Consider the following 373-nt stretch of genomic DNA (forward strand, 5'->3'; position numbering starts at 1 on the left):
TTCTTCTTTATTACCTGGTTTAACTTCGATGTTGTAAGTAAATCTTGATTTGATGGCTTCATCAATTTGGTCGATGTGGTTTGTAGCGCCAATAATGAAAATAGGTTTTTCAGGATTATTTTCAAATGATGTCATTTCGGTTTTGAATTGGTTTACCACATTGGCGATTTCTGAACCAGCTTTTAATGTTCCTAAATCAGTAAAAATGGTTTCGCATTCATCTAAGAAGATAATAGCTCCTTTGTTTTTATCTGCTTCTTCTCTAGCTGTTTCAAATAAATCTTTAACCATTTGAGGCGCTATTCCGCAATATTGTTGTGAAAAAATAGCACTACTTACTTCGAAGAAAGGTAAATTTGTTTCTTTGGCTAAG

At 33.0% G+C, this 373-nt stretch carries 1 protein-coding gene; it reads right to left on the minus strand.

What is annotated here, in order from left to right; all coding sequences use genetic code 11:
• A partial coding sequence (locus RI68_RS03025) for an ATP-binding protein (protein WP_017193755.1) occupies nucleotides 1-373 on the minus strand: 373 nt, incomplete at both ends.

This window comes from Vaccinium witches'-broom phytoplasma str. VAC (genome assembly GCF_000309405.1).
Classification (GTDB): Bacteria; Bacillota_I; Bacilli_A; order Acholeplasmatales; family Acholeplasmataceae; genus Phytoplasma.